The organism is Asticcacaulis sp., from assembly GCF_047605585.1.
In the GTDB taxonomy this organism is placed as follows: domain Bacteria; phylum Pseudomonadota; class Alphaproteobacteria; order Caulobacterales; family Caulobacteraceae; genus Asticcacaulis.
In genome coordinates, this window is record NZ_JASGFK010000002.1 from 209484 (window position 1) to 225014 (window position 15531).

16 protein-coding genes are annotated in these 15531 nt (G+C 60.6%); 10 read left to right on the plus strand and 6 right to left on the minus strand.

The genetic code is table 11. The features are described from left to right. Positions 1–17: 17 nt before the first annotated feature. Positions 18–602, minus strand: a complete 585-nt coding sequence (locus tag QM647_RS06775; protein WP_414994747.1) for a DNA-3-methyladenine glycosylase I — start codon at positions 600–602, stop codon at positions 18–20. Positions 603–615: 13 nt separating this feature from the next. Further along, complete coding sequence (locus QM647_RS06780; protein WP_414994748.1) at positions 616–1464, minus strand: YgfZ/GcvT domain-containing protein; 849 nt, start codon at positions 1462–1464, stop codon at positions 616–618. A gap of 41 nt (positions 1465–1505) precedes the next feature. Between QM647_RS06780 and QM647_RS06785 the strand changes: the two genes are divergently transcribed. Both QM647_RS06785 and QM647_RS06790 read left to right on the plus strand, forming a co-directional pair. After that, positions 1506–2465 carry a glycosyltransferase family 9 protein gene (locus tag QM647_RS06785; RefSeq protein ID WP_414994749.1) on the plus strand — a complete coding sequence of 320 codons (960 nt, stop codon included), beginning with the start codon at positions 1506–1508 and terminating at the stop codon, positions 2463–2465. A 108-nt stretch (positions 2466–2573) separates the two neighbouring features. Beyond that, entirely contained in the window at positions 2574–3902 is a 1329-nt protein-coding gene (locus QM647_RS06790) for a dihydroorotase (protein ID WP_414994750.1), read from the plus strand. Between the two features lie 15 nt (positions 3903–3917). Here the strand turns inward: QM647_RS06790 and QM647_RS06795 are convergent, their stop codons facing one another. Continuing rightward, positions 3918–4748 carry a hypothetical protein gene (locus QM647_RS06795; RefSeq protein WP_414994751.1) on the minus strand — a complete coding sequence of 277 codons (831 nt, stop codon included), beginning with the start codon at positions 4746–4748 and terminating at the stop codon, positions 3918–3920. 114 nt (positions 4749–4862) lie between these two features. Continuing rightward, a complete protein-coding gene (locus QM647_RS06800; RefSeq protein ID WP_414994752.1) occupies positions 4863–6305 on the minus strand; it encodes a hypothetical protein in 1443 nt (480 codons plus the stop codon). A gap of 185 nt (positions 6306–6490) precedes the next feature. Here QM647_RS06800 and QM647_RS06805 point away from each other — a divergent pair, with 185 nt between their 5' ends. The 5 genes from QM647_RS06805 (at position 6491) to QM647_RS06825 (ending at position 10463) form a co-directional block, all read left to right on the plus strand. Beyond that, the gene (locus tag QM647_RS06805; RefSeq protein WP_414994753.1) at positions 6491–7246 is read left to right on the plus strand and encodes an enoyl-CoA hydratase-related protein; all 756 of its coding nucleotides are present in this window, start codon (positions 6491–6493) and stop codon (positions 7244–7246) included. 135 nt (positions 7247–7381) lie between these two features. Further along, positions 7382–7894, plus strand: coding sequence for a GNAT family N-acetyltransferase (locus QM647_RS06810; protein WP_414994754.1), 513 nt, complete (start codon positions 7382–7384; stop codon positions 7892–7894). A 30-nt stretch (positions 7895–7924) separates the two neighbouring features. Beyond that, positions 7925–9142: a CCA tRNA nucleotidyltransferase gene (locus QM647_RS06815; RefSeq protein ID WP_414994755.1), complete on the plus strand. Its 1218-nt coding sequence runs from the start codon at positions 7925–7927 to the stop codon at positions 9140–9142. Between the two features lie 36 nt (positions 9143–9178). After that, the gene (locus tag QM647_RS06820) at positions 9179–9895 is read left to right on the plus strand and encodes a type 1 glutamine amidotransferase (protein WP_414994756.1); all 717 of its coding nucleotides are present in this window, start codon (positions 9179–9181) and stop codon (positions 9893–9895) included. 337 nt (positions 9896–10232) lie between these two features. Further along, a complete protein-coding gene (locus QM647_RS06825) occupies positions 10233–10463 on the plus strand; it encodes a YdeI/OmpD-associated family protein (RefSeq protein ID WP_414994757.1) in 231 nt (76 codons plus the stop codon). 1 nt (position 10464) lies between these two features. On the opposite strand, the gene hemF is transcribed toward QM647_RS06825, so the two are convergent. After that, positions 10465–11352, minus strand: a complete 888-nt coding sequence (gene hemF / locus QM647_RS06830; protein WP_414994758.1) for an oxygen-dependent coproporphyrinogen oxidase — start codon at positions 11350–11352, stop codon at positions 10465–10467. Between the two features lie 121 nt (positions 11353–11473). Here hemF and hemN point away from each other — a divergent pair, with 121 nt between their 5' ends. Further along, positions 11474–12862 carry an oxygen-independent coproporphyrinogen III oxidase gene (hemN, locus tag QM647_RS06835; RefSeq protein WP_414994759.1) on the plus strand — a complete coding sequence of 463 codons (1389 nt, stop codon included), beginning with the start codon at positions 11474–11476 and terminating at the stop codon, positions 12860–12862. Position 12863: 1 nt separating this feature from the next. Here the strand turns inward: hemN and QM647_RS06840 are convergent, their stop codons facing one another. After that, on the minus strand, positions 12864–13334 hold the full coding sequence (locus tag QM647_RS06840; protein ID WP_414994760.1) for a tRNA (cytidine(34)-2'-O)-methyltransferase: 471 nt from the start codon (positions 13332–13334) through the stop codon (positions 12864–12866). Between the two features lie 348 nt (positions 13335–13682). Between QM647_RS06840 and petA the strand changes: the two genes are divergently transcribed. Together petA and QM647_RS06850 are read left to right on the plus strand one after the other, a co-directional pair. Further along, on the plus strand, positions 13683–14216 hold the full coding sequence (gene petA / locus QM647_RS06845; protein WP_414994761.1) for a ubiquinol-cytochrome c reductase iron-sulfur subunit: 534 nt from the start codon (positions 13683–13685) through the stop codon (positions 14214–14216). Beyond that, positions 14217–15527 carry a cytochrome b gene (locus QM647_RS06850; RefSeq protein ID WP_414994762.1) on the plus strand — a complete coding sequence of 437 codons (1311 nt, stop codon included), beginning with the start codon at positions 14217–14219 and terminating at the stop codon, positions 15525–15527. The last annotated feature ends 4 nt before the right edge of the window (positions 15528–15531 follow it).

Sequence of the window (15531 nt, forward strand, 5' to 3'; positions counted from 1 at the left end):
TTATGTGGTAATTCAGGCTAGCGTGTTTTCACCATGTCCGCAATCTCGGCATGGCGGAAACAATCGACCGTGTGGTCATTCACCATGCCGACCGCCTGCATGAAGGCATAGACGATAACCGGGCCGCAGAACTTGTAGCCCTTGCTTTTCAGCAGTTTAGCCAGTTCCTGCGACGTTTTTGTTTCCGCCGGCACTTCGCCATGACGGAAATGGTTGGTGACCGGCTTGTGATCCTGGATCGCCCAGATCAGGTCTTTGAAGTCCGTGCCCTTGTCGCGCAGATCGAGCGTGATCCGGGCGCTGTCGATGGCGGAGACGATCTTGGCGCGCGAGCGGATGATGCCGGCATCATTCATCAGACGCTCGATATCGGCGTCATCGAAGCGCGCCACCTTTTCCGGATCAAAACCGGCAAAGGCCGAACGGAGGGCGTCGCGCTTGCGCAGGATGGTGATCCATGAAAGCCCGGCCTGGAACCCGTCGAGCACCAGCTTTTCCCACAGGGCGCGTGAATCGTATTCCGGTACGCCCCACTCCTCGTCATGATAAGCGCAATAGAGCGGATCGGTCTTTGGCCAGTGGCAGCGTGGCTTGTCGCACATGGGTAAGGTCCTGTCAGTCGGTAGTGGCTTCCGACAGCACGGGCGCTATCCAGGCCGGAATATTCAGGGTGATGGGCTGATCCGCCGTTGTCAGTTCGCCGTCGCGCCGATCGATCCGCATCAGGGCTAAACCAGCGCCTTGCATCGCCGCCAGCACTTCGCCTGCCCGTTTATCAATATTGAGAATTTCCGCGCCGGGTTCGGGAGTGGCGCCGTCGTAGCGGAAGCCCAGTATGCGGTTCTTGATCTGGCCACGCCGCTTCATGCGCGAGGTCAGTTCTTGCCCGACATAACAGCCTTTGTGAAAATCGATGGCGTCCAGCAGGTCGAGATTGGCGTCGATGGCGTACAGCGCGTCCTTGCCAAAGTCCGTGCCCGCCTCGGCGAGGCTGTGGGCATAGCGGAAGGCGCGCCAGTCATCGGGCGTGGCGGTGACGGGATGGGGTGCATAGGCAAAGCCAAATGATGAATCAATCATTGAAGATCGCGGGTCGGCCATAAAGCCTTCCGGCAGATCGCTGCCGAATGCCACATATACCTGATGATCGAGCGCCGTGATCGTCACCTTGGCGCGCAGCCTGTACATGTTGAGTTTGGCCAGCAGTTCATCACGCTCGGATAACGGAACATCCAGCCAGATTTCGTCAGCAGCGGCCGCATGCAGCAGCACGTCACAGATCATCTTGCCCTGGGGCCGCAAAAATGCCCCGTAATGTAGTCTATGGAACACGCCCCCGGCCGTTTCCTCGACAATGCTGTCGATAAAGGCGGTGCAAAGCCCCTTGAGAAACCGCGCCCAGTCCGGGCCGGAAACGGCGATCAGGCCGCGATGGGGAAGGGCGGTAATGGCAGCAATGGTCATGATGGTCTTGTTATGATCGTCTCAGGAATTAAGTATGGCGTATGACTGGTGAATTTCCGATTCTGTTGCTGGCTCTGTGCGAACCCGCGAAGGCCCTGGGCTTAAGCGGTGTGATCGCACGCCTGAAAGCGGAAATCCCCCATGCCCGTATGACACTGGCAACGACGCGGGAGGCAGCGGCGCTTTACCAAGATGACGACTTGATCGACGAGATACAAGCCTTCGACGGCGCCTTATTTAAACTGAAGTCGCTTCACGGGCTCAGCGAACTGAGCCGTCGCCAGTGGGGGCTTTGCGTCGATATCGGCCCCACCCTGATCTCGCGCATGATGAAGGCGAAGACACGCTTCACGCTGAATCCGAACGATTCCGCCGGTGTGCTTGAACAGATCGCGGTCAGGCTCAAGCTCGATCCGCTGGAAATCATGCCGACTCTGCGAGTCTCGCCGCGCCGGGAGGCTCAGGTCCGCAGCCTGATCGACAATGGCCGCGAAACGGCGCCGCTGATCGCCATGGCCCCCGGCGCCGGCTGGCTCGGCCGTCGCTGGCCGACCGAACGCTTCGCCGTCCTGGCCACCCGGCTGATGCGCGAGGAGGGGCCTTTTGCCAATCACCGTCTGCTGATCATCGGCTCCGAAGCCGAGCGCGATACCCTGCAGGCCTTACGCCTGGCTACGTCACGCGCGCAGGTCATGGAAATCAGTGGCGAGGCAACGGGACTCAATGCCTATGCCGCTTTGAAGCAGGCCGTGCTTTTCGTCGGTAATGACGAGCTGTGGCTGCACCTTGCGGCGGCGGCGGGTATTCCGGCCTTCGGTTTGTTCGGACCCTCGGACGAGGCGGAGGGGCCAATCGGCAACAATGTGCTGACCATTCGCGGACCGCGCAGCTTCGCGGATATCCAGACGGCCGACCCCAAACTGAAGCTGAACGTCTGCCATATGCTCGACCTGACCATCGACCATGTGGCGGCGGTCATTGAAAGAGAAATGGCGCGCTAACGAGAACTGACGCCCCTGAAGTTTCGCTTCACTTCGTAGTGTGCGCGCTTGCGGTGAGGGGAGGCGAGGTCTAGTGTCCGGCGCAAACGACTCTCAGGAACAACAGCTATGCCACGCAATTTCGACCTTATCATCCGCAATGCCGATATCATCAATCACGCCGGGCGGGGCAAGGGCGATATCGGCATCACCGGTGGCAAGTTCGCCGCCTTTGGCGATCTGTCACAAGCCTCGGCGGGCGAGATTTTCGACGCCACTGGCCTGCTGGCCATGCCGGGCGTGATCGATACCCAGGTTCACTTCCGCGAACCGGGCCTGGAATGGAAGGAAGACCTCGAAACGGGCTCGCAGGCTGCTGTCATGGGGGGGGTCGTGGCCGTGTTCGAAATGCCGAACACCAACCCGACCACCACCAATGCCGAAGCCTTTGCCGACAAGCTGAAGCGCGCTCATCACCGCATGCACTGCGACCATGCCTTCTATGTCGGCGGCACGCATGAAAACGTCCACGAACTGGGCGAACTGGAGCGCATCAAGGGCTGCTGTGGCGTCAAGGTGTTCATGGGCGCCTCGACCGGCACCCTGCTGATCGCCGATGACGAGGGCGTGGCGCAGGTGCTGGCCAATGTCAATCGCCGCGCCACCTTCCACTCGGAGGACGAATACCGCCTGGCCGAGCGCCGTCCGCTGGCGCGCGAAGGCGACTGGACGAGCCACGATTTCGTCCGTGACGCCCAGTCGGCCATCCAGTCGACCCACCGTCTGGTGCGTCTGGCGCGCGAGGCCGGCAAGCGCATACACGTGCTTCATGTGACGACGAAGGAAGAGATCGATTTCCTTTCGGAAAACAAGGACATCGCCACGGTCGAGATTACGCCGCAGCACCTGACCCTGGTGGCTCCGGAGGCCTACGAGCGCCTCAAGGGGCTGGCCCAGATGAACCCGCCGATCCGCGACCAGTATCATGTCGATGGCCTGTGGCACGGCATCAATGGCGGCATTGCCGACGTTTTGGGCTCGGATCACGCGCCGCACACCCTGGAAGAAAAGGCCAAGCCCTATCCGGCCTCGCCATCGGGCATGCCGGGCGTGCAGACCCTGCTGCCGGTGATGCTCAACCATGTCGCCCATGGCCGGATGTCGCTGGAGCGTCTGGTTGATCTGACCTCGGCCGGCGCACAGCGTGTCTTCGGCGTGGCCGGCAAGGGCCGCATGGCCGAGGGCTATGACGGCGACGTGACCCTGGTCGATCTCAACCACAAGCGTGTGCTGCGCCACGCCGACATGCGCACGCGTTCCGGCTGGACCCCCTTCGATGGTCTGGAAGTGACCGGCTGGCCAAAGGCGACCATTATCCGTGGGCAGGTGGTCATGCGCGATGACGAGATCGTGCGCCCGAGCCTGGGGGAATCCTGCCGCTTTATGGAAAGCCTTTAAAGCCTGGGTCTTTAGCTACGGACAGGCTTTCAGCAAGTGTGCCTTGTGTGTTTCATATTCCGCTGAAGGCCGTGCGCGGGAAACAAACAGATCGGGTGACAGTGCCTTGTCGGCTGTGCCCATCCACTGGCCTTCGGTATCGATGATTAGGCCGGGCAGGCAGGCCGGCGTGCCGCGCGGCAGGGCGAACAGATCGATCAGATTGGCCGAGCGGTCGGGGCGGCGCTGCAGCAGCCAGGCCTTGTCGCCGACGATCACCACCTCGCCATTGAGCGGCAGCACATAGCGGTCGTCGCCGACCTTCTGGGCGCAGCTGGCTTTCAGCGGGTCGCCGGAATCGACAGCCATGTCGCGCACGCACAGGCCCCTGGCTTTCAGGGCTGCACCTGTCTCCACCGAATAGGCCGTGAAATAGGTCGAGAAACTGGCGTCCTGCAGGCCGATGCGCAGGCCATCGAACAGGCCGCGCTGGACGCCGTCAAACCCGGCCAGACTGACCAGTACATGCCGTCCTGCATTACCGACGGGCCGCCACAGATCCGGGCTGTAGGCAGAGCCGGTGGGCATCATCACCGACAGATAGGGCAGGGCGGTAGCCTCGGTCTTGGGCAGCGGCTGCCATTTTTCACCGGCCAAGGTTTCGCAGCTGTCCTTGTCGCAATCACCAGACCGTACCTCAACGGAAGGTCGGATCGCCTTGGGATCGGTGGCGGGATAGAGTTGAATCTCTCCCTTGCCGGAGGGGGCGGGTATGGCATATGCGGGCCCGGTTTCCGGTTTGGTGAACAGGTTGCAGCCACCCAGCAGGACCAGCGTCAGGGCGGTCGGGACAATCCAAAGCTTCATATCTGTCTCCATCTGCGCCCGGCCGCATGTGGTGCCTCTTAAAGCATCAAATCGGCATGAAAAAGGCCCGCGTGGTGGAAAACCACGCGGGCCGCTCTGTTCTGTTCTCGGGCTTTAATCGGCCGAAGAATAGGTGCCGTTGCCGGGAATTTCGCACTGGATCGGGTCCTTGTGCGACTTGGCGATCGTACAGGGCACGCTGTCGGTCAAGCTGTTGCGGTTGGCTGCCAGGATAGCGATATAGCCGCGCTTGTTACTGCAGGCGATTTCGACAATGACAGCGCCTTCGACGCCATCGGATTCACCGATGTAACGCACGTCGCTGATGTCGCAGTTCTTGCCGGGCTGGGCAATCTTGATCAGCTTGTCGAGCTGGGCGCGCAACTGCGGCTCGGTGACATAGGTGCAGTTCTTGCGGCTGGTCTGGTCGATGAAGCAATCGTTGACGCGCACAGTCGAGGTGCTGCCCGGCTGCGGTACGAAGCCGATCAGACCCCACGGCTGTTCCTTGCACTTGAAGTCGACATAGTCGCGCTTGGTCTGTTCCTGAGTGCCGATGACGGTATAATCCGTAACCGTGCAGGGGAAGCCAGCCTTGGCCAATTGTGCCGAATAGGTGCCGTTGGCGTCCGCCGCGGCGGTGCCGGCGTCGGTGAACTTGCAGCCGCCCAGGCCGGCCGCGCTGGCGCAGGGAATGCTGCGCTCGAACGTGTTGTCCAGCTTGGTCAGGACCATGAAGCCCGGCTTGTTGGCGCAGCCAAACTCATAGAAATTGCCGTCGTTTTCCTTGTTGACGCCGACGAAGCGAGCGTTGTTGACCTGGCAGTCCTTGTCGGCGGTGGCGGCAATCGGCTTGAGGCCGGCCGTCATCTGGTCCTTGGTGGTGAATTCACAGGCGGAACTGGTGCCTTCGACGGCGAGGCAGCTCTTGAATTCGGTCGGGGTGGTGGCGCCGAGCTGGGCGTAATCGAGAACGCCGCCGGCCTGCGCGCCGCAGCCGATTTCATAGCGGTCGATCAGGGGTTCGGTCGAGGTTGAGCCGATCACGCGGGCATTGCTGATCTGGCAGCCAGGCACGAAGGGCTGAACCACCGGCGTGAGCCAGGCGTAGTGTGGCTTGTTTTCCGGCAGAACGCATTCGATCGAGCCGGGATTCTTGGCGGCCAGCTTTGCCGCAAGCGAGCAGGTGAAAGCCTGACCTACTTCGGTCGGAGACACGCTGGTGACGATAAAGCCCGGACCGGTTTTACAGGCCACTTCGTAGAGCTGGCCCTTAGCCTTGGTGCCGTCGGCCTTGGCAAATTCCGTTGGCCCCAGCAGATACGCGTCGGACGGATCGCAATTGACCTTGGCCAAAGCGATGATGGCCGGAATTTCGGTCATGCTCTTCGCCTGCACGGCCGGGTCGATCTTGAACTCGCCGGTGGGCGCTTCCGCCTTTTTCGGAGCGGCATAGGCGGCCTGGCTGCCGGCACTGGCGACGATGGCGAGGCCGAGGGCGATGGCAAGGGTTTGTACCCTTTGCGTCATCTTTTTGAACTCAAGGGATATTTTCATTTGGGGAGACTCTCCGCTGCTCCAGGCCTGTGAGTGAACCGTCGCGGTTTGCCCCGCCACGAATTAATTTTCAATAGGTTTATTCAGGCTGTGTGGCGAATGCAAGGCGGGGAATTGTTGCCGCTTACCTTGCCGTTAACGTCAACTTCGTTTAAGTTATGCAGGCATAACAGGGAGATAGAAAAATGAACGATGTTACCGCGCATCTCGACAACGGTGTGCTTACCCTGAAACTTAATCGCCCGGCCAAAAAAAATGCCCTGACCAAGGCGATGTATACCGCCCTGACCGAAGAACTGGCGCGTGCCTTGTCGGACGAAACGGTAAAGGTGGTTGTGATCGCGGCGGAAGGCGACGACTTCTGCGCTGGCAATGATATTCTCGATTTCGCCCAGGACCTGCCCGTCTATCAGGATGAAACAGCGGCGCATGACGACCTGCCGGTTTTTCGCTTTCTGAAAGCGATCACCTTCTTTGACAAGCCGCTGGTCGCCGTCGTGCAGGGCCAGGCTGTAGGCGTAGGCGTCACGCTCCTTCTGCACTGCGATCTGGTCGTGGCAGCGGACGATGCGCGCCTCAGCCTGCCTTTCCTCAAGCTGGGCCTGGTGCCGGAAGCCGGCTCGACCCTGCTGCTGCCACAGCGGATCGGCCATCAGCGGGCGTTTGAATGGCTGGCCATGGGGCAGGTCGTCCCGGCGGAGGACGCCCGGCAGATGGGGCTGATCAACCGGGTGGTGCCTCTGGAAAACTTGCCGGAAGCCGTGGCGGCTTTTACGGACCGGTTACGGGTGCTGTCGCCTTCGGCGTTGATGGCCACAAAGAGGCTGATGCGCGATCCGGAAACGCTATGGCAGGTGGTGCGGGCCGAGGGGGCGCTGTTCCGCCAGCAACTGGTCCGCCCGGAGACCCAGGCCGCCTTCCGCGCCTTTCTTTCAAGATAAACCGGGCGCTCTGAATAGACCCTGGCGAAATAAACCGACTTAATAATTGCGGTGTATATGATTGACCTTGTCATGCTGTGGTCTTATTGGGCCGCCAGTATTGTGCCGCATCTATTGTAAAACAGGATCGGGTAGTTGGCTCTGGACGCATTGGCCTTGGATTTTTCGATCTGTCTTGAGACACCCGACCTCGATCAGCGCATCCTGGCCCTGACCGACCATGCCTTCGGGCCGGGCCGCTACGTCAAGACCGCCGAACGCCTGCGCGAAGGCGCGCACATTCTGCCGGATATGAGCTTTGTGGCGCTGGATGGCGATCGCCTGCTCGGCAGCGTACGGATGTGGCCGATCGATGTGCGCGAAGGTGAAGCCTGCGAACGCATTGCCTTTCTCGGTCCGATCGTAGTCGACGATGCCTGCCGGGGACGCGGTGTCGGCAAGGCCCTGATCCACGCCTGTCTGGAAGCGGCCTTTGCCAAGGGACTGCGCGCGGTGCTGCTGGTCGGCACGCCCGGCTACTTTCTGCCATTTGGCTTTGAAAAGGCGAAGGATATTACCCTGCCGGGGCCGGTCGATCCGAATCGCCTGATGATCCACTATAGCCAGCCGGGCCTGGCCTTTACCGGCCGCGTCAGCAAGGCCGTTTGATCCGAACCAGCTGAGGCGCTAGGTTACGGCATGACTATGATTCCGCTCTCTGAAGACATGGCCTCCGCCGCCACGCGTGCGGTTTTTGCCGCTCTTGAAGCCAAAGGCGGCAAGGGCTGCGTACGCTTTGTCGGCGGCTGCGTGCGCAATCTGATCATGGGAAAGCCGGCCAGCGATCTCGATCTGTCGACCCAGCTGTCGCCGGACGAGACCGAGGCCGCGCTGGCAGCGGCCGGTATTCGCAGCGTCCCTACCGGCAAGGCGTATGGCACCATCACCGCTGTGGTCGATGGTGCTCCTTACGAAATCACCAGCTTACGCGAAGATGTCGAGACCGATGGCCGCCGCGCGGTGGTGACATATACCACCGATTGGGCGAAGGATGCCCTGCGTCGCGATTTCTACCTCAATGCGCTCTATGCCGATATCGATGGCCAGGTGTACGATCCGACGGGCAAGGGGCTGGCCGATGCGCAGGCCGGACGCGTGCGCTTTATCGGCGAGGCCGAGCAGCGCATCCGCGAGGATTACCTGCGCATCTTACGCTTCTTTCGGTTCAGCGCCGGTTATGCGCGGGAGATCGATCCCGCCTCACTGGCCGCCTGTGTGGCCCTGAAGACCGGTATAGACGGGCTGTCCGGCGAGCGTATCCAGCAGGAATTGCTGAAGACCCTGGCCCTGCCGCAACCGCTGGCGGCCTTTGCCGCCATGCAGGCGCACGGACTGATGCCGCATGTCGTGCCGGGCTGGCAGGCCGAGGAAGGTAAGCTGCCGGAACTAGCGGTGGTCATCGGCCTGAGCGATGATCCGGAAATCCGGCTGATGGCCCTGATCGACAGCGGGGTAGGGCTTGCGGCCACGGCGCTCCATGCCTGCCAGACGCGACTCAAGTGGTCGCAGCGCCTCTATAACCGCCTGCGCGATGCCGGCCGGGCGCTGGATTTGCTGGCTGAAAATGCGCCGTTCGCGCGGCTGATGTACCTGCACGGTCGTCAGGCTACGGAGGATGCCATCTATCTGGCGGCGGCACACCAGGGCAAGGAAGCCGCCGCGGTCGCCTATGTTATGCGCATGCTGCAAGGTCTTGAAATCCCTGTCTTTCCGGTGAAAGGTGCCGACCTGATCGCCCGTGGTCTGCCTGCCGGACCCGAAGTGGGAAGGGCTCTTAAGCAATTGGAAACCGAATGGATCAATCATGATTTTTCACAAAGCGTGATTGAGGCGGCCCTTGACGCTCTGGCGAAATGAGCCAAATCTCGAAGTGTATTTTCGGGGAACGTGTGTATGCGTAACGATTACATCGCCATTCTGGAAACCGGCGTGCCGCCTGCGGGGCTGGACTCCACCTACGGCACCTATGCCGACATGTTCGCCGACCTGCTGGCCAGCGAAGGGCGTTCCTTCAAGGTTTTCAAAACACTGGCAGGCGAACTTCCCGATCCGGATGAAAACCTGAAAGGTGTAGTGATCACTGGCTCGCCGTCGGGCGTCTATGAGGACGATCCGTGGATCGCCGCCCTGATGGGCTGGCTGCGCGCGCTCGATACCGAAACCCCCGTTGTTGGTATTTGTTTTGGCCATCAGGTGATGGCTCAGGCCTGGGGGGGGCATGTCGAGAAATCGCACAAGGGCTGGGGCGTCGGGCTGCACGAGTATGAGGTTCAGGCGCATGACCTGTGGCAGGAACTGGCCGGCGTGAAAAACGTCAAGATCGCCTGTGCGGTCACCCATCAGGATCAGGTCGTTACCAAGCCGGAAAAGGCTATCGTGCTGGCCGGTTCGGACTTCACCCCGCATGGCGCGCTCTACTATACCGACCGCAAGGGCCTGTCCTTCCAGTGCCATCCGGAATTCTGCCAGGACTTCGCCAGCGATCTGCTGATCAGCCGCCGGGGCATCCGCATTGACGCCGCTTTGGTAGACCATGCCGTGCAGACCCTGAAAAAGCCAAGCCAGCGCCATGAACTGCTAGGCGCGATTTCGAAGTTCTTGGGCGCCTAGTATCTTTGGGATTTATAACAACAGTTCTTTTTTGCTGCGTAACTCTTGTTTGCTTGCCGTTTAGTATTTTTATCAATCAAGAATACATTGACTGGTATAACGAAAAGCACCCCGAACGGAATATGCGTCATGCACCTATGAGAAACATGTTTTTTGGCATTGAACTTTTCTTGGCGAAGATAGAGCCCTCAATGAAGCCAGCTCTAGCTATGAAGCTCAAGGTTCACAAAATTGGCTTTCCGCTCATTTGGCTTGGAATAATTCTCTACATTGCTATCTGTTTTGCAATTTTCTAGTTATCTTGATGTGATGGCGTGAGCGGCAAATGCCAAAGGATATGAGTACGCTGACCCGCGACATTCACCCCATCCCCAACGATGTCCGACAGCTTCTGCATGATCGCGGTCTGTGGGAGGCCTATCAGGCCCGCCCGCCCTATCAGCAAAACGACTATATCGGATGGATCGAGCAGGCGAAGCGTGAAGAAACCCGCCAGAACCGCATCGACCAGATGCTGGATGAACTGAAGGCCGGCGGTCTCTATATGAAGATGAGGTGGAATGGCTAGTTTAAGGCCACTTTACCACGGGCGGCATGGACGACATGATCGACGGCACATAACCACCTGTTTTCAAACCGAAAATCGTGCCGCGGTCATACAGCAGGTTGAACTCGACATAGCGGCCGCGCTGGATCAGTTGCGCCTCGCGCTCGTCACCCGTCCATGATTGATTGATGCGCCCGCGCACGATCTGCGGATAGATGGCGAGAAAGGCCCGCCCCACGTCCTGGGTGAAAGCAAAGTCGGCGGCGTGGTCGCCGGAATTCAGGTGATCGTAGAATATGCCGCCCACGCCGCGCGGTTCATTGCGGTGGGGCAGGTAGAAGTATTCCTCGCACCAGGCCCGGAACTTTTCGTAATAGGCCGGATCGGCGACATCGCACACATCCTTAAAAGCCTTGTGGAAGGCGATGGCATCCGGCGCCTCGGCATGACGATCGGCGGCCATCAGCGGGGTCAGATCGGCGCCACCGCCGAACCAGCTTTGGGTCGTGGTGATAAAGCGGGTATTCATATGCACTGCCGGCACATGCGGATTGGTCATATGGGCGATCAGCGAAATGCCGGTGGCATGGAAACGCGGATCGACATCGGCGCCGGGGATCGACTTGGCGAATTCCGGCGAGAAGCTGCCATGGACGGTCGAGATATGTACCCCGACCTTCTCGAACAACCGGCCCTTCATGATCGACATCTCGCCGCCACCGCCGGCTTCGCGCTGCCACGGCGTACGTTCGAAACGCCCGGCGGTTTCGCCGTAGAGCGCCGCCGGCGCCTCATCCTCCAACTGCTCGAAAGCGGCGCAGATCGAATCGCGCAGGGAGCGGAACCAGGCGGCGGCCTGAGTCTGGCGGTCGGCTAAAAGATCGGTGGGGAGAGGGGCGGCCTGTGTCATGCCGCTCTGATAGCGCGGGCGATCAATACTCGCTACAGGTTTTTCGTGCGACCAATAGCCACATAAATTATATGGAAATTATCGGCTATAGCCAAGGCTCACCGCACAGGAGCCGACACGCATGGCCGCTATTGTTGAAAAGCCTCGTAATGGGCCAAGAAGCTGGCAGGAACATGACCTGCTCAATCGCGAGGCGCCGCGCTACACCAGCTATCCGTCGGCGCATCATTTCAAACCCCTGTCGCCGGACATCCATGCCGACTGGCTGCGCGGTTTGTCCTCTGGCGGCAGTATCGGTCTCTATATCCACATTCCCTATTGCGAGCAGATGTGCTGGTTCTGCGGCTGCAACACCCAGGTGACGCGCCGCTATGAGGCCGTCAGCGCCTATGTCGATCAGCTGGTCGCCGAAATCGCCCATGTCAGCCGCCGGATCGCCATGCGCCCCTATGTCCACAGCCTGCATTTCGGTGGCGGTTCACCCGGCCTGCTTCAGGCCAGGGACATGGAACTGTTGTTCGACGTCCTGCGCGATCACTTCGTTTTCCTGGCCGACGCCGAAATCTCCATCGAACTGGACCCGCGGCGGGTAACGCCGGACATGGCGCGCGTTTATGCCGGACTGGGATTCAATCGTGTCAGTCTGGGCTTGCAGGACACCGACCCGCAGGTGCAGACCGCCATCAACCGCGTCCAGCCCATGCCGATGGTGCGCGCCTGCGTCGATGCCCTGCGCGAGGCCGGCATCAAGGCCCTGGGGCTGGATCTGATCTACGGCCTGCCGTTCCAGGATGAGGCGTCTTTCGGCGCCACCCTGGCCGATGCCTTAAGCCTGCATCCCGATCGTCTGAGCGGTTTTTCCTATGCCCATGTGCCGTGGGCGCGTAAGCATCAACGATTGATCGACGCCACGGCCCTGCCGGATGCCGCGCATAAGCTAATCTTGTTCGAACGCATGACGGAAACCCTCTCCACGGCTGGATATACGCCCGTCGGCATCGATCATTTCGCCCGCGCTGAGGATGGCCTGGCCGTCGCGCTCAGGCATCGCCGCCTGCGTCGCAATTTCATGGGCTATACCGACCAGCCCAATGACCGCCTGCTGGCCTTCGGGGCCTCCGCCATCAGCGAATTCGACGAAGGCCTGGCCCAAAACATCAGCCAGAGCGCGACCTATCAACGGTTGATCCGTGAAGAAGGCCTGGCTACGGCGCGGGGCTGGGCCTATCGCGAAGACGATGGCGTGCGCCGTGCGGTCATCGCCGAACTGATGTGTTATTTCGAGGCCGATATCGGCGACATTCTCGTGCGCCACGGCATGCCGTTCAACTATCTCGACGCCGAGCTGGAACGGCTGAAACCTCTGGAAAGCCTGGGTGTGGTTGAATGCCACCGCCGGGTGGTGCGCCTGACCTCGCCGTTGAAGATGCTGATTCGCAATGTCTGCGCGGTTTTTGACCGCTATATGCAGCAGCCGGACGGCCAGGCCCGCTATTCACGGGTGGCTTGAACTAAGGCCTTGTCGGAAAACCGCCGGTCTGCCGCAGCGCTTCACCCAGCGCCATGGCGGCCGCATTGATCACATTGATCGACCGCGCCTCGGCGCTGATCGGAATGAACAAGCGGGCATCGGCGCGGGCATGGACCTCTTCGGGCACGCCGGCGCTTTCGCGGCCCATCAGCAGGATGTCATCCGGCTGGAAAGTGAATCCGTAGGCCGGTTCGGCCGATTTGGTGGTGAAGAGCACCAGTCGCGCGGTCGGCATTTCGGACTGCAAAAAGCCGAGATAGGCCTCCCATGACATGTGGTGCGACACTTTGGCGCAGCGGCCGTAATCCATGGCGGCGCGTTTGATCGCCTTGTCGCCGAGCGGAAAGCCGCAGGGCTCGATGACATCGAGATCGATCTCGAAGGCGGCGCTAAGCCGGATGGCGGCGCCGAGGTTTTGCGGAATATCCGGTTGATAAAGCGCCAGGCGCATGGGGCGGACCGTTCGGGGAAGCGGAGAGGGGAGGCGGGCGTTTTCAGCGCTTTGGCGGGCTCCTGTCCAGTCCAAAACAGCAAATTGCAAATCATTCTCAGTATTTTGCCTGAATTGAAGCGCAACTGAGGCGGAAATTCGTCACGAAAGGCTCTTGCCGGTTTGTATCCGTCATGGAATTGTGGTTATAGACGCAGTAGGTATGAGTATACGTGCCGGATTCTGACCTGTTTCCTTGACGCGGCTTCGCTTCTTTCGGGGAATCAGGTTCGGGTGATTAAGAATTTTTGAGGGAGCCGGGGACGGGGGCAAACCACCGACCGGGCTGCGAAACGAAGAGGTGGCAAGGTGAGCGAACCTGAGAACGGTGGCGATAAAGATCCGAATCGTCGCGACTTTATCTACATTGCAGCTGGGGCCGGCGCCGCGGGGGCGGCGGCCATGACCCTGGTGCCGTTGATCGGCCAGATGAACCCGGCCGCCGATACCCTGGCCCTGGCCTCGATCGAATACGACCTCTCCAAGGTGGAAGAAGGCATGCAGGCGGTCGTCAAGTGGCGCGGCAAGCCGCTGTTCGTCCGCTATCGCACCAAGAAAGAAATCGCCGAGGCCCAGGCCGTCGACATCAAGACCCTGCGCGATCCGCAGACCGATGCCGAACGCGTCAAGGCTGGCCACGAGCAGTATCTCGTACTCGTGGGGGTCTGCACCCACCTCGGCTGCGTGCCCAATTTCGGCACCGGTGATTACGGTGGCTGGTTCTGCCCCTGCCATGGTTCGCAATACGATACCTCCGGTCGCATCCGTGGCGGCCCCGCGCCGAAGAACCTTGAAGTGCCCGAGTACAGCTTCCTGTCCGACACCAAGATCAAGGTGGGCTAAATGAGCGATCATCCTTCGACCTACGCGCCGAAATCCGGCATTGAAAAGTGGCTGGATTCGCGCCTGCCGATCGTCCGCCTGGCCTATGACAGCTTCGTCGATTACCCGACCCCGAAGAACCTGAACTACTGGTGGACCTTCGGTGGCATCCTGTCGCTGTGCCTGGGCGTGCAGATCCTGACCGGCGTCATCCTGGCCATGCACTATACGGCCAATGCGGCCCTGGCCTTTGACAGCGTCGAGCGCATCATGCGCGACGTCAATTATGGCTGGCTGATCCGCTATGTTCACGCCAATGGCGCCTCGATGTTCTTCTTCGCCGTCTATATCCACATGTTCCGCGGCCTCTATTACGGCTCCTACAAGGCGCCGCGCGAGGTTCTGTGGCTGCTGGGCTGCATCATCTACTTCCTGATGATCGCCACCGCCTTCATGGGCTATGTCCTGCCCTGGGGCCAGATGTCCTATTACGGCGCGGTCGTCATCACCAACCTGATCGGCGCCATCCCGGTGGTTGGCCCCTCGATCCTGACCTGGCTGCAGGGCGGCTTCAGCGTCGATAACCCGACGCTCAACCGCTTCTTCTCGCTGCACTACCTGCTGCCGTTCGTCATTGCCGGTGTCGTCGTCCTGCATATCTGGGCGCTGCATGTCGTCGGCCAGAACAACCCGACCGGCGTCGAGATCAAGTCCAAGGAAGACACCCTGCCGTTCACGCCCTACGCCACGGTCAAGGACGGCCTGGCCATGATCTTCTTCCTGATCGTGTTCTCGGTCTTCGTCTTCTTCGCCCCCGATGCCATGGGCCATGCCGACAACTATGTGAAGGCCAACCCGCTGCAGACCCCGGCGCACATCGTGCCCGAATGGTACATGCTGCCTTTCTACGCCATCCTGCGCGCCATCACCTTCGATATCGGGCCGATCCCCGCCAAGCTGCTCGGCGTCGGCGCCATGTTCGGCGCCATCGCCCTGATCTTCGCCCTGCCATGGCTGGATACCTCGAAGGTCAAGTCGATGCGCTATCGTCCGGTGATGCGCTGGTTCTTCGTCCTGTTCGTCATCGCTTGCCTCGGCCTCGGCTGGTGCGGCGGGCAGATGCCGGATAACCTGGTGTTCTCGATCACCACGGATGCGCATGGCAATGAAATCGGCCTCAAGGTCGTCTGGCTGTCCCAGCTTCTGGCCGTCTACTATTTCGCCTTCTTCCTCGTCATCATGCCATGGATCGGCCTGAAGGAAGACCCGCTGCCCGTCCCGGCCTCGATCTCCGAAGCCGTCCTGGCCGCTCACGCCAAGACAAAGGGCTAAGTCA

What these genes read in the sequence shown, in the direction of transcription:
- QM647_RS06805 (WP_414994753.1), top strand. Translation starts at nt 6,491, where the DNA reads ATGAACGATGTTACCGCGCATCTCGACAACGGTGTGCTTACCCTGAAA.
- hemF (WP_414994758.1), bottom strand. Translation starts at nt 11,352, where the DNA reads ATGACACAGGCCGCCCCTCTCCCCACCGATCTTTTAGCCGACCGCCAG.
- QM647_RS06775 (WP_414994747.1), bottom strand. Translation starts at nt 602, where the DNA reads ATGTGCGACAAGCCACGCTGCCACTGGCCAAAGACCGATCCGCTCTAT.
- QM647_RS06815 (WP_414994755.1), top strand. Translation starts at nt 7,925, where the DNA reads ATGACTATGATTCCGCTCTCTGAAGACATGGCCTCCGCCGCCACGCGT.
- QM647_RS06800 (WP_414994752.1), bottom strand. Translation starts at nt 6,305, where the DNA reads ATGAAAATATCCCTTGAGTTCAAAAAGATGACGCAAAGGGTACAAACC.
- QM647_RS06850 (WP_414994762.1), top strand. Translation starts at nt 14,217, where the DNA reads ATGAGCGATCATCCTTCGACCTACGCGCCGAAATCCGGCATTGAAAAG.
- QM647_RS06780 (WP_414994748.1), bottom strand. Translation starts at nt 1,464, where the DNA reads ATGACCATTGCTGCCATTACCGCCCTTCCCCATCGCGGCCTGATCGCC.
- QM647_RS06790 (WP_414994750.1), top strand. Translation starts at nt 2,574, where the DNA reads ATGCCACGCAATTTCGACCTTATCATCCGCAATGCCGATATCATCAAT.
- QM647_RS06795 (WP_414994751.1), bottom strand. Translation starts at nt 4,748, where the DNA reads ATGAAGCTTTGGATTGTCCCGACCGCCCTGACGCTGGTCCTGCTGGGT.
- QM647_RS06825 (WP_414994757.1), top strand. Translation starts at nt 10,233, where the DNA reads ATGAGTACGCTGACCCGCGACATTCACCCCATCCCCAACGATGTCCGA.
- hemN (WP_414994759.1), top strand. Translation starts at nt 11,474, where the DNA reads ATGGCCGCTATTGTTGAAAAGCCTCGTAATGGGCCAAGAAGCTGGCAG.
- QM647_RS06820 (WP_414994756.1), top strand. Translation starts at nt 9,179, where the DNA reads ATGCGTAACGATTACATCGCCATTCTGGAAACCGGCGTGCCGCCTGCG.
- QM647_RS06785 (WP_414994749.1), top strand. Translation starts at nt 1,506, where the DNA reads ATGACTGGTGAATTTCCGATTCTGTTGCTGGCTCTGTGCGAACCCGCG.
- QM647_RS06840 (WP_414994760.1), bottom strand. Translation starts at nt 13,334, where the DNA reads ATGCGCCTGGCGCTTTATCAACCGGATATTCCGCAAAACCTCGGCGCC.